Source organism: Mycolicibacterium lutetiense (assembly GCF_017876775.1).
Taxonomy (GTDB): domain Bacteria; phylum Actinomycetota; class Actinomycetes; order Mycobacteriales; family Mycobacteriaceae; genus Mycobacterium; species Mycobacterium lutetiense.
Map to the genome: position 1 here is coordinate 3671879 of NZ_JAGIOP010000002.1, position 16272 is coordinate 3688150.

The 16272-nt window shown below is 64.9% G+C and carries 17 protein-coding genes and 1 tRNA gene; 9 read left to right on the forward strand and 9 right to left on the reverse strand.

The genetic code is table 11. From position 1 onward, the window contains the following. The first annotated feature begins 194 nt into the window (after positions 1–194). From JOF57_RS26905 to JOF57_RS26915, 3 genes are read left to right on the forward strand one after another with little or no spacing between them, the layout of a single operon-like run. Positions 195–1817 (forward strand): alpha/beta hydrolase, encoded by a 1623-nt coding sequence (locus JOF57_RS26905; protein WP_307870110.1) that lies wholly within the window; start codon positions 195–197, stop codon positions 1815–1817. Next, positions 1814–2428, forward strand: coding sequence for an LppA family lipoprotein (locus JOF57_RS26910; protein ID WP_273544755.1), 615 nt, complete (start codon positions 1814–1816; stop codon positions 2426–2428). Before JOF57_RS26905 ends, JOF57_RS26910 begins: the two co-directional genes overlap by 4 nt. Next, positions 2425–2739: an ESX-1 secretion-associated protein gene (locus JOF57_RS26915; protein WP_209922223.1), complete on the forward strand. Its 315-nt coding sequence runs from the start codon at positions 2425–2427 to the stop codon at positions 2737–2739. Before JOF57_RS26910 ends, JOF57_RS26915 begins: the two co-directional genes overlap by 4 nt. A gap of 77 nt (positions 2740–2816) precedes the next feature. Here the strand turns inward: JOF57_RS26915 and JOF57_RS26920 are convergent, their stop codons facing one another. After that, the gene (locus JOF57_RS26920; RefSeq protein WP_209923771.1) at positions 2817–3239 is read right to left on the reverse strand and encodes a GtrA family protein; all 423 of its coding nucleotides are present in this window, start codon (positions 3237–3239) and stop codon (positions 2817–2819) included. Positions 3240–3273: 34 nt separating this feature from the next. After that, complete coding sequence (gene pdxR / locus JOF57_RS26925) at positions 3274–4683, reverse strand: MocR-like pyridoxine biosynthesis transcription factor PdxR (protein ID WP_209922225.1); 1410 nt, start codon at positions 4681–4683, stop codon at positions 3274–3276. 49 nt (positions 4684–4732) lie between these two features. Here pdxR and JOF57_RS26930 point away from each other — a divergent pair, with 49 nt between their 5' ends. The 3 genes from JOF57_RS26930 (at position 4733) to JOF57_RS26940 (ending at position 6991) form a co-directional block, all read left to right on the forward strand. Next, positions 4733–5206: a carboxymuconolactone decarboxylase family protein gene (locus JOF57_RS26930; RefSeq protein WP_209922227.1), complete on the forward strand. Its 474-nt coding sequence runs from the start codon at positions 4733–4735 to the stop codon at positions 5204–5206. 605 nt (positions 5207–5811) lie between these two features. Beyond that, complete coding sequence (locus JOF57_RS26935) at positions 5812–6447, forward strand: porin MspA (protein ID WP_209922229.1); 636 nt, start codon at positions 5812–5814, stop codon at positions 6445–6447. A 127-nt stretch (positions 6448–6574) separates the two neighbouring features. Further along, positions 6575–6991: a pyridoxamine 5'-phosphate oxidase family protein gene (locus JOF57_RS26940; protein ID WP_209922231.1), complete on the forward strand. Its 417-nt coding sequence runs from the start codon at positions 6575–6577 to the stop codon at positions 6989–6991. Here JOF57_RS26940 and wzm read toward each other — a convergent pair. The 5 genes from wzm to JOF57_RS26965 are packed head-to-tail and all read right to left on the reverse strand — an operon-like array spanning position 6988 to position 12035. Next, complete coding sequence (wzm, locus tag JOF57_RS26945; protein ID WP_209922233.1) at positions 6988–7818, reverse strand: galactan export ABC transporter permease subunit Wzm/RfbD; 831 nt, start codon at positions 7816–7818, stop codon at positions 6988–6990. The genes JOF57_RS26940 and wzm overlap by 4 nt on opposite strands. Beyond that, positions 7815–8744: a galactofuranosyltransferase GlfT1 gene (gene glfT1, locus JOF57_RS26950; protein ID WP_307870111.1), complete on the reverse strand. Its 930-nt coding sequence runs from the start codon at positions 8742–8744 to the stop codon at positions 7815–7817. Before glfT1 ends, wzm begins: the two co-directional genes overlap by 4 nt. Further along, positions 8734–9531 carry a galactan export ABC transporter ATP-binding subunit Wzt/RfbE gene (wzt, locus tag JOF57_RS26955; protein ID WP_209922235.1) on the reverse strand — a complete coding sequence of 266 codons (798 nt, stop codon included), beginning with the start codon at positions 9529–9531 and terminating at the stop codon, positions 8734–8736. Before wzt ends, glfT1 begins: the two co-directional genes overlap by 11 nt. Positions 9532–9537: 6 nt before the next feature. Further along, positions 9538–10059: a bacterial proteasome activator family protein gene (locus JOF57_RS26960; RefSeq protein ID WP_209922237.1), complete on the reverse strand. Its 522-nt coding sequence runs from the start codon at positions 10057–10059 to the stop codon at positions 9538–9540. Continuing rightward, positions 10056–12035, reverse strand: coding sequence for a DUF6541 family protein (locus tag JOF57_RS26965; RefSeq protein ID WP_209922238.1), 1980 nt, complete (start codon positions 12033–12035; stop codon positions 10056–10058). Before JOF57_RS26965 ends, JOF57_RS26960 begins: the two co-directional genes overlap by 4 nt. A gap of 124 nt (positions 12036–12159) precedes the next feature. Between JOF57_RS26965 and JOF57_RS26970 the strand changes: the two genes are divergently transcribed. Continuing rightward, a complete protein-coding gene (locus JOF57_RS26970) occupies positions 12160–13356 on the forward strand; it encodes a cysteine desulfurase-like protein (RefSeq protein WP_209922241.1) in 1197 nt (398 codons plus the stop codon). On the opposite strand, the gene JOF57_RS26975 is transcribed toward JOF57_RS26970, so the two are convergent. Then, entirely contained in the window at positions 13353–14330 is a 978-nt protein-coding gene (locus JOF57_RS26975; protein WP_209922243.1) for an NAD(P)H-quinone oxidoreductase, read from the reverse strand. The two genes, JOF57_RS26970 and JOF57_RS26975, sit on opposite strands and share 4 nt — an antisense overlap. A 67-nt stretch (positions 14331–14397) precedes the next feature. Between JOF57_RS26975 and JOF57_RS26980 the strand changes: the two genes are divergently transcribed. Together JOF57_RS26980 and JOF57_RS26985 are read left to right on the forward strand one after the other, a co-directional pair. Next, positions 14398–14910 (forward strand): MarR family winged helix-turn-helix transcriptional regulator, encoded by a 513-nt coding sequence (locus tag JOF57_RS26980; protein ID WP_209922245.1) that lies wholly within the window; start codon positions 14398–14400, stop codon positions 14908–14910. 19 nt (positions 14911–14929) lie between these two features. Then, a tRNA-Ser gene (locus JOF57_RS26985) sits at positions 14930–15019 on the forward strand. A 22-nt stretch (positions 15020–15041) separates the two neighbouring features. On the opposite strand, the gene JOF57_RS26990 is transcribed toward JOF57_RS26985, so the two are convergent. Next, positions 15042–16241, reverse strand: a complete 1200-nt coding sequence (locus JOF57_RS26990) for an IS481 family transposase (RefSeq protein WP_209912946.1) — start codon at positions 16239–16241, stop codon at positions 15042–15044. Between the last annotated feature and the right edge of the window lie 31 nt (positions 16242–16272).

Below are 16272 nucleotides of genomic sequence, written 5' to 3' on the forward strand. Positions count from 1 at the left end.
GTGATATTGACTCATGGAGTGTCGGGGCATTGCAGTCCATCGCGTTTGAGCTCCGGGATGAGCTGACCACGATTGAGGGTGTCGCGACCGATCTGGATCTGATCTCACGCCTGCCAGGGTGGGCATCGCCGGCCGCTGATGCGGCGCGGGGCCGCATCGGGAGTGCCAAGGGGGACGTCCTCGACGATGCCGCAGTGATCGGTGCGGTCGCGCAGCTTGCGGAGGAAACCGAACTGGCCGTCGGGAAGCTGCACACCGAACTCGATGCCATTCGCGCCGGTGTTGCCGCCGAGGGCGGTCTGCTCCACCTGGCAGACAACGGGGAGGTGACCGTCCATGGCACGCCTGAACAGCAGGAGGAACTCAAGATAACCGCCGAGAACATCGAGGCTCGGGCGAAAGCGCTGATCCATCAGGCGGAGGACATCGATGCCGACTGCGCCGAGGTGTTCGGACACATCGAAAACGGTGACGTCACTGCACGCGGTGCCGGCGACTTCGCATCGGCCCAGGAGATGGGCCGGGAGCAATCAGGGCTGTCAGCGCCGTATCCACCCGAAGGTCACGAGGTCGTTCCGCGAGATGTCACTGCCTGGTGGAACGCGCTGTCGAAAGAAGAGCAGGACAAGGTTGTCGCGGAGCATCCCGACTGGATCGGCACGCGGGACGGTGTGCCGATTCCTGATCGCAGCAAGGCGAACATCCCCGCATTAGAACGGGAACTGGCCGAGGCGCAGCGAGATGTGGACGCCCTTCCGACTCTCGACGAATACATTCGCGAACACGGCGGGTATGGCCCGGGATCGCGATTGAAGGAGGCCGAATACAACCAAACGGTCAAAGAGCGCACCGATCGCCTCGACAACGCGAAGGCGATGAAAGAGGCATTGACTGTCGACGGGAAATACGACCCGAACAAGTACTTGATATCGCTGGAATTCCCGGAGGGACGGGAACCGCGTGCAGTGATCGCTGTGGGCAATCCGGACACGGCTGAGCACGTCGCAGTGACCACGCCAGGTGTGGGGACGACCCCAACCAGCATTCCGGGAATGGTGAGTGAAGCTGACGCGCTCCGCTCGGAGATCCAGAATCAATTGGTTCGCGCGGACAAGGTTGGTGAGGATGTAGCAACGATTGCTTGGTTGGGCTACGAGCCGCCAGCCAAGGACGACATTTCGGTACTGGAGGCGGGCTTTGACCGCCGCGCCAACGAGGCGGCCCCCGATCTCGCAGACTTCTATCGTGGCATCAACGCAACGAACGAACACGGCTCCGATGTGCATTTGTCAGCGTTCGGTCATTCATACGGGTCATTGACAACGGCCCAGGCCCTGAACGAGTTGGGTGAAGCCGGAGTCGTGGACGATGCCGCGTTCTACGGTTCGCCCGGACTCGGGTACGCAAACATGCCGGATGTCGATCTGAACCATCCGCCGCCGCTGAACCCGATCCCTATCCGCGACGAATTGGATATGTACCTCGCCGACGGCCACGCGTTCGTGATGTCGGCTCCCGAGGATCCAGTTTCCGGTGATCCCAAGTGGAATGGGATACCACTTCCGTCGCTCGGCGACTTCGGTGCGCTCGGTCCCAATCCGTTGACCTCGCCGCTCGAGCAGTTGTCGGCGGATACCACTGTTACCCCCGACGGGGTATCTCGGCAGGGGGCCGCTACCCACGCCGACTACCCGCGGCCGGTTGAGCTACCCGGCGGCGAAAAGGTCTTGCGGACACCGGCATACAACTTGGCGGTGATCGCCGCGGACCTGGCCGATGTCCCGACCAGAAATGGAGAGGACAGGTTGGTGCGATGACCATATTTGGTTCAGTACGGGTCAAGTGTGCTGCTGCTGTTGCAGCGGTTCTTCTCACGGTGTGCGGGTGCGCTGGCGGAAGTGATGGCCAGCCCGACTCGCCGATTCTCAATGAGGACGTTCCTGTGGCTGATATTGCAGATTTGCCCGATATCGAACAGACCCGCGCGCAGATGCTCACGCTGATTGAACGCGTCCGGTCTGAGGTGACTCGGCTGGTTCCGTCGAGTGAACCCTGGAATTGGGTTTTCGAGGAATCCAGATCAGGGTGCACCCAGCAGAAGACCGGACACAAGGGGGTATCGCTGCATTTTGCAAAGTTGCACTCCGGTATTTCTTTCACAGACGCAGAGTGGGATCTGGTCTTGCCCGCAGTCCAGGGGGTTGCAGCTGCGGCGGGGCTGACTGAGGTAACGACGATGGCGAATTCCACTAGTAACCATGATGTTCGGATAACTAGTGATGACGGACGGACCCTCGTGTTCGGGTCGGCTGAGGCGTCGTTGATCACGGCTGACATAGCGTGCCGCCGATCCGCTACTGCCACGTCCGTCCCAGCGGGCACCACGCCGCCAGATACCGGGATGACTGGAAGCACAGGTCAACCATGACCAGCCCAGAACTCCGCGTTACTCCGGCAGAGGTGCGGCGCTCAGCCGATCAGATGGACGTTGTTGCGCATGAGGCGTCATCGAGTCGCCAGGCGATGGCGGATGGGATTTCGGGACAGACGACGGCGTGGAAACAAGGGGGAACCCCGGGTTTCGGGAAGTTCGTCGAAACTGTCGAAGCCCAGGCCGAGCGGTTGCGTACGGATCTGACCGATCTGCGGGACAAATTGCGGAACGCGGCCGACGTCTATGAACGCCAGGACCACGAAGCCGGTGGCGCGCTGGACAGTTCGGTCGGTGGAGCCGACTGAACGCCGAGAGTGACGTGTGGGTTGTTAGTGGCGCGCAGAGCAACTCGGGCGTCACTGTCGCGGAGGCGATGCCAACCTCAGTGCAGTTTGAAGATCACCGCTCGCTGCACGATGAAGTTGATCACCGTCGCGGTGCCCTGGGCGATCACGAAAGCGACGGGCTTCTGCCAGGGCTGGCCCTCGAATTGGACGTAAAGCACGAAGTTGATGCCGACCTGGACCGCAAAGGTAATCGCGTAGAGGACACAGACGGCGATGAACCGGGTCCTGCTGGGCGGCGCCTGGAAGGTCCAGCGCCGGTTGATCAGGTAGGCGGTGGTGGTTCCGGCGATGAAGCTGATCGTCTTCGCGACGTTGACCCGGATGTCCTCGTCGACGTGCCAGACCGTCGCGAACAGCCTGAGGAGGGTGACGTACAGGCCATAGTCCACGATCGCGGCCAGTCCGCCGGTGACGAGGAACCGGAACGCCTGCGTTTTGAGGTCCAGGGTCGGGGACATGACGGGTTCGGCCACCCGGGCAGCTTAGCGACGCCTAACGCAACGCAGCTGACAGCACGCCCCGCAACGCCTCGACCGCAGGCCCGAACGCGTGCTCGGCGGGCGCCCCGAAACCGACGATGACCCCGTCGGGGTCGGGGGTGTCCGATCCGGCCAGGGGATGACGCATGATCGACAGCCCGGACAAAGCGATCCCGGCTTCGCCGGCCCGGCGCAGCACCTCCGGTTCGGTGCCGTCGGGCAGCGTGAGCAGTATGTTGACGCCCGCGGCCAGTCCGCCGATGTCGAGGTCGAACCCGTCCAGTGCGGTGACCAGGGCGTCGCGTCGTCGCCGGTAGCGGTTGCGCATCCTTCGGATGTGCCGGTCGTAGCCGCCGCTGCGGATGAAGTCGGCGAGGGTCAGCGCAGTGAGGGCGTCGACGTGATACTGCGCCCCGCCGGCCGCCGCAACGACCGGATCGACCAAGGCCTCGGGCAGCACCAGCCAACCGACCCGCATCACCTGCGCCATGCTCTTACTGGCCGAGCCCAGGTAGACGACCCGTTCGGGGTTCAGTGACTGCAGGGCACCGACGGGTTGGCGGTCGTAGCGGAACTCGCCGTCGTAGTCGTCGTCCAGCACATATCCGTTGGTGCGTTGTGCCCAGTCGATGACCGCGGTGCGGCGGGCCGGGTGCAGCGCCATGCCGAACGGGCTCTGATGCGCGGGAGTAAGTAGTACAGCCGAGGTTTCGTGGCGCTCCAGATCGCGGATCACCGCCCCGTGCTCGTCGACGCCGATCGGCACCGTCGGCACGCCCAGCGCTGCGAGCGCGTCGCGAAAGATGAACAGCCCGTGGGCCTCCACCGCGACGGGGCGCCCGGTGCCCAGAACCCGCCCGATCAGGTCGACGCCGTCGCGCACCCCGGAGCAGATCACGACCGACTCCGGTGTCGTCCGCACGCCGCGCACCCGGCCCAGGTATTCGGTGAGTGCCTCGCGCAGCACCAGCGGTCCGCGCGGATCGCCCATGCGCAGCGCCGAGACGGGCGCGTTGGTGATGGCCCGGCGGGCCGATGCCATCCAGGCCGACCGTGGGAACTCCGACACATCGGGGGAGCCGGGCATCAGGTTGTGTCGCGGGGTGGCGGGGATGCGGCGCGGTCGCGGTGTGGACGGCGGGGCGGTGGTCCGCGCGACCCAGGTACCCGCGCCTTGGCGGGATGCCAGCCAGCCCTCGGCGACCAAGTCGGCGTAGGCCTCGGCGACGGTGTTGCGGGCCAGACCGAGATCGGCAGCCAGCGTGCGTGACGGTGGAAGTCGCGTCTCGGCGCTCAAGCTGCCGGTTCGGATTCCGTCTCGAAGTGCGGTGATCAGCTGTTCGCGGGCGGTCCGGCTGCCGGGCTCGATCCTCGCGTGCAACTCGAGGTGTAGATCCCGACCGAAATTGGCCCATGAAGTCACCCAAATATTGAACCATCTAGGCAGTACTTTCGCGGATAGCGTTGGTGGCATGACACAGACACTCGAGCCCGCCGCCACCGTTGACCGCCTCAAGATCTACAAGGCCTCGCCAGAGCTCTACGACGCGATGATGACGCTGTCGAACGCCGCCGCCAAAGACCTCGACCCGACCATCGGCGAGCTGATCAAGATCCGCGCATCTCAGATGAACCGCTGCGCCTTCTGCCTCGACATGCACACCCACGACGCCCGCCAACACGGCGAGACCGAGCAGCGGCTGTCTCTGATCGCCGCCTGGGAAGAGGCCGGCAATCTGTTCACCGAGCAGGAGCAGGCGGCGTTGGCGCTGACCGAGGTGGTCACCGATCTGAGCCACGGACCGGTCTCCGATGCGGTCTATGCCCGTGCGGCGGCGGCCTTCACCGAACGCGAGCTGGGTCAGGTCATCTCCATGGCGGTGACGATCAATGCGTGGAACCGGATCAACGCGGTGGTGAAGGCGGCTCCGCCGAGGCGGCGTTGACCGCTGAGCGGGCCAAAATGTCCCCCACCGCCCACCTTGGATGTGATGTCGGTCACAATTCGGAATAACCGCTGCGGGAACGACTGGAGGATCTTCGGCGGTTCAGTTAATCGGGCAGGGGGAGACGCGTAACCGGCCGTTTACACAGCAAGCGCAAACTCGGAGTGGCCGGCGGGCGCGTCCGCGCCATTGGCGGCCGTGACGGCAATGGTTCGGCTCAGGATGATTGACTGCCAGGCCTTCCGCAGAAATGGTGAAATGGCAGTTCCGGCGCCATGGCGGGGTTCTGTCCCGGCGTCCGTGAATCCTCGGCCGGCGCCCGCGACGCCCCATGTTCACAGGCGATGGACAGCAATGGTGTGAAGGAGTTCGTTGCAGACTCAGCAAATATTGTACCAACATTTGTATGCGCGATGGCCGGAAACTGCCGCCGTTGCTGCCCCGGTGTTGCCCGGTTAGATTTCCTCCTGCCAATATTGAGCAAGGCATGAGAATCGGATGTGACCTCCCTAATCGGGTTGCGATCGCCGACCATGTATCTCTGTGGGGTGGGGATCCCTGGTTGGTGCAGGATGAGTCGTATCACCGGTATAGCTAGGGAGAACATGAAGGCATTCAGTCGGGTGCTGGTCGTGATGGTCGCAGCCATCGCGGCGCTGTTTACGAGCACGGGCATTTCCCATGCGGGTATGGACAATGAACTGAGCCTGGTCGACGGCCAGGATCGGACCTTGACCGTTCAGCAGTGGGACACCTTCCTCAACGGCGTGTTCCCCCTGGACCGCAACCGGCTGACTCGTGAGTGGTTCCATTCCGGCCGGGCGAAGTACCACGTCGAGGGCCCGGGGGCGGATGAGTTCGAGGGCACCTTGGAGCTGGGCTACCAGATCGGTTTCCCTTGGTCGCTGGGCGTCGGGATCAACTTCTCCTACACCACCCCCAACATCCTGATCGACGACGGTGACATCACCGGACCGCCCTTCGGCCTGAACTCGGTCATCACCCCGAACCTGTTCCCGGGTGTGTCGATCAGCGCCGACCTGGGCAACGGCCCCGGTATTCAGGAAGTGGCGACGTTCTCGGTGGACGTCAAGGGCCCGGCCGGTGGCGTGGCGGTGTCCAATGCGCACGGCACGGTGACCGGTGCGGCCGGTGGTGTGTTGCTCCGTCCGTTCGCCCGCCTGATCGCCTCGACCGGTGACAGCGTCACCACCTACGGCGAGCCTTGGAATATGAACTGAGCATATGAACGTCACGTTCTGAACGTCACGTTCATGACCGTCAGGTAGTCATCCCGTCAATCGGCGCGTCCCGCTTCTCTCGAGGAGCCGGGCGCGCCGATTGTCATATCGGCGCTACGGTGGCCCCATGACGCCGCAGGGCCCGATTTCGGTGCTGGGGGAGGACGAGTGCTGGCAGCTGCTGTCCGGGGTGTCCCTGGGCCGTCTGGTCACGACGGTGGGTACCCGGCTGGAGATCTTCCCGGTCAACTTCGTCGTCCAACACCGCACCGTGCTGTTCCGGACCGCCGAGGGCACCAAGCTGATCAGCGCCTTGTGGAACGACCGGGTGCTGTTCGAAGCCGACGATCACCATGTCGCCGGCGGGTGGAGTGTGATCGTGCGGGGCGAACCGCAGCTTCTTGAGACGCCGGACGAGATCGCCGAGGCCGAGAGTGCCCAACTGCTCTCGTGGATCGACACCACGAAACGTCGCTACGTCCGCATTCGGCCCAAAGAGATCTCCGGACGCAGATTCGTGTTCGGCGGCGCGCCGGCGCCCTAGACCCAGTAGGGGACGCGCGCCCGGTACTGACGCATCGCGATCGCTGCGAACGCCCAGCCGATCACCGTCAGCGCGAGCACCACCAGCCAGTGCCGCAGCTCCTGATCGGCGCCCAGCAGCGGAGCACGCACGATGTCCAGGTAGTGCAGCAGCGGGTTGATCTCGACGATCTTGGCCCACGATCCGGCGCCCTGCTGCTGCAGTGTCGACTCGTTCCAGATGATCGGGGTCATGAAGAACAACAGCTGTACCACCGAAGCCAGCAGCGGGCCGATATCGCGGTAGCGGGTAGCCAGGATGCCGAAGCACAGCGACACCCACAGGCAATTCAGCATGATCAGGCCCAGCGCCGGGATGACCGCCAGGTCGGTCCACGTCCACGGTTTGGGAAAGATGATGGCGATGATCACGAAGATGACGATGTTGTGGCCGAACAGGATCATCTGTCGCCAGACCAGCCGGTAGACGTGCACCGACAACGGCGTCGGAAGTTGTTTGATCAGGCCCTCGTTGGCGATGAACACTTCGGAACCCTCGAGGATCGACGCGTTGATCAGATTCCAGATGATCAGGCCGAGCGTGACGTAGGGCAGGTGCTCTTCGAGCGGGAGCTTGAACAGTGTCGAGTAGAGCAGACCCATCGCCACCGCGGTGGTGCCGGTGGCGATGGTGATCCAGAACGGGCCGAGCACACTGCGCCGGTAACGCTGCTTGATGTCCTGCCAGCCCAGGTGCAGCCACAGTTCACGCTTGTGGAAGCCCTCGGAGAGATCACGCATGGCTCGGGCCATGGTCTTGGAATCGGACGCTGCATCGGTGAACGTCATCTGCTACTTCCCCCGTCGCTTCGCTCGCCCCTGCCGAACCTTTCGCGTCTGCCCAACCGCCGCAGACGAATCCATTCGCGCAGTCCCGCCGGGTCGCGGCGGGACACCAGGAAGTACCAGCCGAACCGCAGCCACTCCTGCGGCAGGAGTTTGCGCAAACCCGGCTGGGACAGCAGATAGCCGCGGTTGCGGTAGGTGAAGAACCGTTTGGTCTCGTCGTCGGGGTACTGCGTGTGCATCCGTCCACCGAGGATCGGTTTGAACTCATCGGTCCCGCACGGGTGCAGATAGCTTGCGGTCAAACACGTTCCGAACGGCAGGCCGGAGCGCACCAGTCGCCGGTGAAGTTCGACCTCGTCGCCGCGGACGAACAGGCGCAGATCCGGAACGCCGACGGACTCCACCGTCGCAGCCCGGAACAGGGCGCCGTTGAACAGTGAGGCGATGCCGGGCAGCAGATCACCCTCACCCTCGGTGCGTAACTCGCTGACCAGTCGTCGCCACGCCAGCCCGCGGCGCAGCGGGAACGCCAGGCGTTCGGGATCATCGAGATTGCACACCATGGGCGAGACCTCGGCCAAGCTGTACTGCTCGGCACAGGCCAACAGGGTGGACAGGACGGTGTTGTCGGCGGGTCGGCCGTCGTCGTCGGCGAGCCAGATCCAGTCGGCCCCCTGAGCCAGGGCGTGCAGCATTCCCAGCGCGAAACCGCCTGCGCCGCCAAGGTTTCGGCGAGATCCAAGGTAGGTTGCCGGGACCGGCTGGCTGAGGACCAGCTCGCGTACGGCCTCGTCGTCGTCGTTGTCGACCACGATCAGGTGATCGGGTGTGCGGTCCTGGTTCACTACTGCGGCCAGGGATTTGGTCAACAGTTCATGACGCCGGTGCGTGACGATCACCGCACAGACCGTGTCCTCAGGCCTCACGAGCCGTTTCCTCCAACACCTCGCGCACATGTCGGGCCGCATCCGGACCCTCGTAGGCGCCGACGACCTCCTCGATGCCGCCGGTCATCCGGATGGTGCCGTGGTCGATCCACATCGCGGTTTTGCAGAGCCGGGCCAGGAACTCGTTGGAATGGCTTGCGAACACCAGGATTCCGGATCGCTCCACCAGGCTTTGCAGCCGTGACTGCGCCTTCTTCAGGAACTCCGCGTCGACGGCCCCGATGCCTTCGTCGAGCAGCAGGATCTCGGGGTCGATGCTGGTGACCACGCCCATCGCCAGGCGCACCCGCATGCCGGTCGAATAGGTGCGAAGGGGCATCGACAGGTACTCGCCCAGTTCGGTGAACTCGGCGATCTCGTCGACCTTGGCCATCATCTGCTTGCGGGTCTGGCCGAGGAACAGGCCGCGGATGATGATGTTCTCGAAACCCGAGATCTCGGGATCCATCCCAACACCGAGGTCGAACACCGGGGCCACCCGGCCATTTACCGTGGCCGAGCCTCGCGTCGGCTCGTAGATACCCGAAAGCAGCCGCAGCAGTGTGGATTTACCCGCACCGTTGTGGCCGACCAGCCCCACCCGGTCACCCATCTTCAGCGACATGGTGATGTCGCGTAGCGCTTCGATGACGACGACGTTGGACTCGTTTCGCCCGATGGCGCCGCCGGCCTTGCCGAGGAACGCCTTCTTCAGCGAGCGGGTCTTGGCATCGAAGATGGGGAACTCCACCCACGCTTCGCGCGTCGAGATGTACGGATCAGACAACGCGACCTACAGGTACTGGCCGGTGCCGGGATGAGCCGGACCGCCGCGTTGTCCGCCCGGGACCTGCAGGCCCGGTGGTAGGGCGCCCTGGCGCATCGACTCGAGCTGGGCGCGGGCGGCCATCTGCTGGGCGAACAATGCTGTCTGGATACCGTGGAACAGCCCTTCGAGCCAGCCCACCAGCTGTGCCTGCGCGATGCGGAGTTCGGCATCGGACGGCACGCTGTCCTCAGTGAAGGGCAGTGTCAGCCGCTCGAGTTCTTCACGTAGTTCGGGGGCCAGGCCGTCCTCGAGTTCGCGGATGCTGGTCCGGTGGATGTCGCGCAGCCGGTTGCGGCTGGCTTCGTCGAGCGGAGCTGCGCGCACCTCTTCGAGCAGCTGCTTGATCATGGTGCCGATGCGCATGACCTTCGCCGGCTGTTCGACGAGGTCGGTCAACGACTTGCCGTCGGCGTCGGCGTCGGGATCGCGATCATCGGCGGTGCTGGCCAGGATCTCGATGTTGTCATCGTCGGGGTTGATGGTCATGGCCTTCCCGTCGTTTCTTGGGTCGTCTTGGTCGCCGCGTTCTGTCCGAGCCAGCGGTAGATGCGGTCCTCACCGTTGTCGTAGATCTTCTCCCACGACCGTGAGCTGTCTAGCGACACTAGTCCGTCGGGCATGACGAACCCGCGAACCACCGGGGTGCTGGTGATCACGTAGCGAATGTTGAGCGCCTCCACGGCCTCGGCAACCCGGGGATCGGTGTCCGCGTCGTCGGCGTACGCCCAGAAGATGAACCGGTGGTACCCGGGGCCCTGTTGTACCGGGTAGTCGTAGTGGGTCCAGAGCGGATGCAGCCCCGAAACCGCATACATCCAGGCGGTGCCGTCGGTGTTGGCGTCGCCGATCAGCGTGGTGTGGGCATCGGGAAGCGTGGCCAGGTAGGCGAAGGCTTCCAGATCCTTGGCGTCGATCATCACCGAGTCGTACTTCTGCCCGAACAGGTACTTGTGCCGCGGGAAGTAGTGCCAGGCCAGTCCCACGGTGGTGGCGACCAGTGCGACGGCGGCCGTCGCACGGATCCACGCCGGCGGGGCGCCGGCCCGGCGCAGGGCAGCGGCGCCCAGCAGGACCAGCGTGCCCAGACCGATGGCGGCCATCGGTGTGTACAGCAACGTGATCACTGCCGACAGTCGGCGCGGATCGCTGTAGAACAGGTCGCTGAACGTGCCGGTGATGACGCCCAGCGGCCCGCCGAACGGGGCGCCGGAATGCACGATCGACGCGATCACGAGCAGCCACACCGCCAGCGGCCACCAGATCTTCTTCACCAGCATGACCAGGCCGCCGAGGGCGGCCAGGGCGATGAGTGCGTTCTGGATCGGGAAGTCGTTGAGGTGGCGGGTGTGTTGGAGGACGGCGGCGATCAGCGAGTGCTTCTTGCCGAGGTGGTTGACGAAGGCGTGGCCGACGATGATGTCGGCCTGTTGAAGGACCGCGAGGAACTGGGGGAGCAGGATCAGCAGGGTCGGCACCGCGACGGCGGCCAGCGCCAGGAAGTCGGACAGTCGGCCGCGCACCGGCCGCCACAGCGCATCCGCCAGCCACCAGACGCCCACCAGCAGCGCGATCACCACGCCACCGGTGAGGTGGACCGAGAAGACGCCGACCGTGGCGAGTACGGCCAGGCCGATGCGGTCGCGGTGTGCCGGTGTCGAGGCGATCAGGGCGAACACGGGTACCGCGAGGCCGTAGGCCGCCAGGTTGGGCATCGCGGCGACGTCGAATTCGACGTAGGGCACCGCGGTGAACGACGCGGCGAGTGCCGCGGCGGTGCCCGCAGCGACCGAAGTGCGCATCTCGCAGGTGTGCGGGCGCACTATCTTCCACGTCAGCACCGCGGCGCTGACCGGGAACAGCCACACCGCGGCGGTAACCGAACTCACGGTGTACGCGGTGGTCGCGGCGGCTCCGGTGAGCTGGCAGTAGATGGCGGCCAGGGCGTGGAAGGCCGACGGGTAGTAGAGCGCCTCGTGGGTCTCGACGTTGCGGAGTTCACCCATGTGGGTCGGAGAGGCCTGGCCGGTCTCGAGGACCCACCGAATGGTGTTGGCGTGCCACACCGAGTCCCAGGTGCTGGGGATGGATTGCCAGTGCGCGAGTCCGGCGAATGCGGCGGCAGCGATCAACACCGCACCCAGCACTACGCCGGCGGCAACCACTGTCGCGGGCCGCGTGGCAACGCCCGATGCGTCGGCGTCGGCGTCGCGAAAGCGGTCCAGCGCCCGCCGTAGTCCGGCCGCGACGGCGGCAACGACGGCTACAGCAAACAATGCCGTCCACGTGTTCCACGGCAAGCCGATGGCCCCGAGTGGAACGATCGCCAACGCGACGGTGCCGTAGGTCAAGGCTGGACCCATCGCGACCGCCGTCGGCACGGTCAGTCCACCCGCCCTGGCAATCAGCGCCCCGGGTATCACCAGCAACAACAGTGCGATTAGCACTCCGAACCCGAAGCCCACTGGACTAGTATGGCTGCCCAGGGTGACCCGGTCCGAGCACGGTCTCTTCAAGTGCGAATGTGCGATCGGCGCTCACCAAATCGTGTCGGTTTGTGATATCCGCGGAAGCTCTAAGGTGGGTGGCATGGCATACGACGTCGCCCGGGTGCGGGGTTTGCACCCGTCTCTGGGCGATGGGTGGGTCCACTTCGATGCCCAGAACGGCATGCTGGTGCCCGATTCCGTCGCGACGACGGTGTCCACCGCGTTCCGAGGCTCGATGCCCACGGCAGTGGGACCGCATCCATCGGCACGCCGCAGCGCGGCCGTCCTCATCGCTGCTCGCCAGGCCATCGCTGACCTGGTCAACGCCGATCCGCTCGGCGTGGTGCTCGGCGCAGACCGAGCTCAGTTGCTGACCGCGCTGGCCGAGGCGTCCTCGAGTCGGGTCGGGCTCGGCTACGAAGTGGTGGTCACCCGCCTGGATGACGAGGCGAATATCGCGCCCTGGTTGCGGGCCGCGAATCGCTATGGCGCCAAGGTGAAGTGGGCCGAGGTCGACATCGAGACGGGTGAGCTGCCGTCCTGGCAGTGGGAAGGCCTGATCGACAAGCCGACCCGGCTGGTGGCGATCTCGTCGGCGTCGTCGACGCTGGGGACCGTCACCGATCTGAGTGAAGTGACCAAGCTCACGCATGAGGTCGGCGGAATGGTCGTGGTCGACCACTCGGCCGCGGCGCCGTACCGGCTGATTGACATCAATGAGATCGAGGCCGACGTCGTCGCCCTCAACGCGGTGCCCTGGGGTGGCCCGCCGATCGGTGCCCTGGTGTTCCGTGACCCGTCGATGATCGACTCGTTGGCCTCGGTCTCGTTGAATCCCCAGGCGACCGGTCCGGCCCGCCTGGAGGTGGGCATGCACCAGTACGGCCTGCTGGGCGGCGTGGTGGCCAGTATCGAGTACCTGTCGAACCTCGATGATTCGGCCAGCGGCTCGCGGCGCGAACGCCTGGCTGTGTCGATGCAGTCGGCCGGCGCGTATCTGGACCGCCTGTTCGAGTACCTGGTGGTCTCGCTGCGCTCGTTGCCGTTGGTGATGGTGATCGGCAGGCCGGAGTCGCAGATCCCGGTGCTCAGCTTCGTGGTGCGGGACATCCCGGCCGAGCGGGTGGTGCAACGGTTGGCCGACAACGGCATCCTGGCGATGTCGAATGCCAGGTCGCGCGTGCTCGATGTGATCGGGGTGAACGACATCGGTGGGGCGGTGACCGTGGGGCTGTCGCACTACTCGACTGGGGCCGAGGTCGATCAGCTCGTGCGGGCCCTGGCCTCACTCGGCTAGACCGTCAGCACGATTTTTCCCGACACCTCACCGGACGCCAGCAGTTCGTGGGCCCGCTGGGCCTGCTGGATGGGCAGTTCGGCGCCGATGATCGGCCGAACCCGCCCGTCGGAGATCATCGGCCAGACATTGTCGTGCACCGCCCGCACGATCTCGCCCTTGCCGCCGGGTCCGTCGACGGGGCGCGGGCGCAGCGAGGTGGCGATGATCCCGGCCCGCTTACCGAGGAGCTTGGCGATGTTCAGTTCGGCCTTGATGCCGCCCTGCATGCCGATGATCACCAGGCGTCCTTCGGTGGCCAGAGCGTCGATATTGCGGTCCAGGTAGGCCGCGCCCATGATGTCGAGGATCACGTCGGCCCCCGCGCCGCCGGTCTCGGCCCGGATCCGTTCGGCGAAGTCCTCGTCGCGGTAGTTGATGGCGATGTCGGCGCCCAGGTCCCGGCACAGAGCGAGCTTGTCCGCCGACCCCGCAGTCACGGCGACCCGGGCTCCGAGCGCGCGTGCCACCTGGATGGCGTGGGTGCCGATGCCGCTGCCGCCGCCGTGCAACAGGACGAGCTGGCCGGCTGTCAGGCCCGCAGTCATCACGAGGTTCGACCACACCGTGCAGGCCACTTCGGGCAGGCCTGCGGCGTCGCCCAGGGCAACGCCATCGGGCAATGGCAGCACCTGGGGGGCGGGAACCGCGACAAACTCGGCGTATCCGCCGCCGGCGAGCAATGCGCACACGGGTTGCCCAACTGACCAGTCGGTAACATCCGCGCCGAGTGCGACGACGGTGCCCGACACCTCCAGTCCGATGATCTCACTGGCGCCTGGTGGGGGCGGATACTTGCCCGCCGCCTGCAGCAGATCGGCTCGATTGACGCCCGCGGCATGAACTCGGATCAGAATCTCGTCGTTTGCTGGCGTTACATCAGCGACGTTTTCCCAGGTCAGATGGCCGTCGATGGAAGCGGCAATTGCATGCATTTTTTCCACGCTACAAGCCTTCTATTTCCCAAGCGCAGCAATACTGACGTCGCTTACGATTGCGCCCATGGTGGGGATGATTGCGGGGCGCACGGCGGGTGACATGCCGGGCCTGGACATCGCCGAGCAGAGGTCATGGCAGAACTACCTCGACTCGGCGCTACGTATGTATGCGACCTTGAACCGGTCGTTGGTGGACGCTCATCATCTGACGCTGAATGATGTGCGCCTGCTCGATATCTTGGACAAGTCGTCGACCGGGTCGGCGCGGATGGGTGACTTGGCCGAGCGGCTGATGTCTCTCCCCAGCCGAGTGACCCGGCAGATCCGGCGGCTGGAAGTTCAGAACCTGGTGACCAGGTGTGCCAGTCCGGAGGACGGGCGCGGTGTGGTCGCCACGATCACCGAAGACGGCCGGGTCGCGGTCCGCGAGGCGATGGTGACGTACGGGCAGGGCGTTCGCGCGCACTTTCTCGGCAGGCTCTCACGTCCGCAGATCGCGGCGATGGGCGAGAACTGCCGTCGCATCAGCGTGGCGCTGAAGAGCGGATCGCCGCCCGCTCACATCGGCAGGGTGTGAAACCCGTACTCTTGTCGGCGGTGGCGTGGCAGAGCGGCCTAATGCACTCGCCTTGAAAGCGAGAGTGGGTTAATCCCCACCGGGGGTTCAAATCCCTCCGCCACCGCCATTGTGGTGAGTCGGGTCATGGGTTACACATGAGTCGAGTCATCGGTTACAGAATTCCCCGGTCTTTTGGCCGGGGTTTTTTGTTGGTTGGGCCAGTAGTTGCGGTCGGGGTTGATCCGGTGGCCAGCGATGAGGTGGTATCCGGTTTTGCTGATGATGGTGACGTTGGTGGTGGTGACCACAATGAGTACCGGGGTATGGGCATGGCGGCGTCCGATGCCCAGGTGGTGTAGTCGGCTGCCGTGGCGCAGAGTGAGTTTGCCGAATTGATCGACGGTGTCGTGGCGGATGCGGAAGTGTTCGATCATTGCGTCCGGGGTGGCTTTGGGTCGGCCGGTGTAGGCCTGCGCCGGTGTGGTGGCGGCTGGCAGGGCTCGGTGGGTGCGTTCGGTGTTGTAGATGATGCGGAATTCGTCGAGCAGGTGTTGCAGGTCGGCCAGGGTCGATGGTCGGGGGCGGGCGGCCAGCCAGCGTTTGAGGGTTTGGTGGAAGCGTTCGATTTTGCCTTGTGTTTGTGGGTGGCCGGGGCGTCCGTTCTTTTGCGTGATGCCCAGGCTGGCGATAAGTCGTTCGAAATCGTTGTGGCCGTGGGTGAATCGTGAGGTGTAGACCGATCCGTTGTCGGTCAGGGTGGATGCCGGCGGGCCGTAGATGTCGATGAGGGTGGTGAAACTGGCCACGATGTCGGGTCCGCTGACGCGGGTAAATGCGGTGCAGTACAGCAGGTATCGGGAGTGGTCATCGAGCCAGTTGAGGATCTCGATGTCGGTGCCGTCTGCCAGGGTCCAGTGGGTGAAGTCGGACTGCCAGCATTCGTTGGGTTGTTCGGCGGCGAAGCGGTGATAGGAGCTGCGGGGCCGTTTGTGGGGTTGCGGGGCGATCAGTCCGTGATGGTGCAGGATGCGTCGGATGGTGGAGGTCGAGGGCACCGGTAGCTGTTGTTGGGCCAGGTGTTCTTGCAGGGTGATCGGGCCGGCGTCGAGGCCTTGTGCGGTGAGTTTTTCGCGCAGCAGCACGATCGCGGTGATGACCTCATCGCTGACTGCACGGGGGTTGCTGGCGGGGCGCCGAGAGCGGGGATCGACGGCTTCCAGACCGCCTTCCCGGAAACGTTTGAGCAGTCGGTGGATGTGTTGACGGGACATCCCGTAGGTACGGGCCGCGGCGCTGACCGACAGATGACCGGAGACGATTTCCAACACCACCACGCGGGCTTTCGACATGAATCATGACTGTCACCTATGACGCGACTCA

Coding starts and splice junctions, on each gene's coding strand:
- JOF57_RS26980 (WP_209922245.1), top strand. CDS start 14,398: ATGGTGGGGATGATTGCGGGGCGCACGGCGGGTGACATGCCGGGCCTG.
- JOF57_RS26915 (WP_209922223.1), top strand. CDS start 2,425: ATGACCAGCCCAGAACTCCGCGTTACTCCGGCAGAGGTGCGGCGCTCA.
- wzm (WP_209922233.1), bottom strand. CDS start 7,818: ATGACGTTCACCGATGCAGCGTCCGATTCCAAGACCATGGCCCGAGCC.
- JOF57_RS26935 (WP_209922229.1), top strand. CDS start 5,812: ATGAAGGCATTCAGTCGGGTGCTGGTCGTGATGGTCGCAGCCATCGCG.
- JOF57_RS26930 (WP_209922227.1), top strand. CDS start 4,733: ATGACACAGACACTCGAGCCCGCCGCCACCGTTGACCGCCTCAAGATC.
- JOF57_RS26910 (WP_273544755.1), top strand. CDS start 1,814: ATGACCATATTTGGTTCAGTACGGGTCAAGTGTGCTGCTGCTGTTGCA.
- JOF57_RS26990 (WP_209912946.1), bottom strand. CDS start 16,241: ATGTCGAAAGCCCGCGTGGTGGTGTTGGAAATCGTCTCCGGTCATCTG.
- JOF57_RS26940 (WP_209922231.1), top strand. CDS start 6,575: ATGACGCCGCAGGGCCCGATTTCGGTGCTGGGGGAGGACGAGTGCTGG.
- JOF57_RS26970 (WP_209922241.1), top strand. CDS start 12,160: ATGGCATACGACGTCGCCCGGGTGCGGGGTTTGCACCCGTCTCTGGGC.
- JOF57_RS26975 (WP_209922243.1), bottom strand. CDS start 14,330: ATGCATGCAATTGCCGCTTCCATCGACGGCCATCTGACCTGGGAAAAC.
- JOF57_RS26960 (WP_209922237.1), bottom strand. CDS start 10,059: ATGACCATCAACCCCGACGATGACAACATCGAGATCCTGGCCAGCACC.
- JOF57_RS26920 (WP_209923771.1), bottom strand. CDS start 3,239: ATGTCCCCGACCCTGGACCTCAAAACGCAGGCGTTCCGGTTCCTCGTC.